This is a genomic window from Vibrio sp. 1402, from assembly GCF_033340275.1.
The window spans coordinates 1-885 of sequence record NZ_JAWOWE010000130.1 but is presented as its reverse complement, the minus strand read 5'-3'; the positions used below and the strand labels follow the sequence as shown (position 1 = coordinate 885).

The 885-nt window shown below is 45.3% G+C and carries 1 protein-coding gene; it reads left to right on the top strand.

The window, feature by feature from the left end; all coding sequences use genetic code 11:
• Positions 1–20 precede the first annotated feature (20 nt).
• Positions 21–885 (top strand): THUMP domain-containing protein (locus R7044_RS24600; protein WP_225455920.1); only part of this gene is annotated, 865 nt, incomplete at its 3' end.

Genomic DNA, 885 nt, shown 5'->3' with positions numbered 1-885 from the left:
TTTATTAACGAAAGAACACTATGAATCAATATCTCGCGGTAACTTCAAACGGCATGGAAAACCTGCTTGTTGAAGAACTGACTAAACTAGGCATTGAAAACGCGAAACCAGTACAGGCGGGCGTAAAATTTAAAGCCACGAATGAGCAAATCTATCGTTGTTGTTTGTGGAGCCGCTTGGCATCACGATTTGTACGTGTTTTATCTGAATTCACCTGTAACGACGACATGGATCTATACCTATCTACTTCGTCAATTAACTGGGTGAATCAATTCCACAGTTCTAAGCGTTTCGTTGTGGACTTTAACGGTACCAACCGCGAGATCCGCAACAGTCAGTACGGCGCGATGAAAGTAAAAGATGGCATCGTTGATTGCTTTGAGAAGAAAGGCTTACCTCGACCAAACATCAGCAAAGAACGTCCTGATATTCGCGTTCATGTTCGCCTTCACAAAGATAAAGCTATCTTAGGTGTTGATATGGTAGGCAGTGGCCTTCATCAACGTGGCTACCGTCCGGAATCTGGCCGTGCACCACTTCGTGAAACATTAGCAGCGGCGATCATTATGCGTTGTGGTTGGGACGGTCATCAGCCACTTCTCGATCCAATGTGTGGTTCTGGTACGTTACTGATTGAAGCGGCAATGATGGCTGCAAATATGGCTCCTGGTGTAAAACGAAAGCAATGGTGCTTTGAATCACTTGAAGACTTTGAGCCAGATACATGGGCTGAAATCAAATCAGAAGCAAACGTTCAGGCTAGACGCGGCGTCAAGAAAGTTGACGCTAAGTTTTTTGGCTTCGATAACGACCCGAAAGTTCTGAAAGTTGCACAAGAGAACGCTCGCAGAGCAGGGGTTGAGGAACTGATTGAGTTTGCTCAAG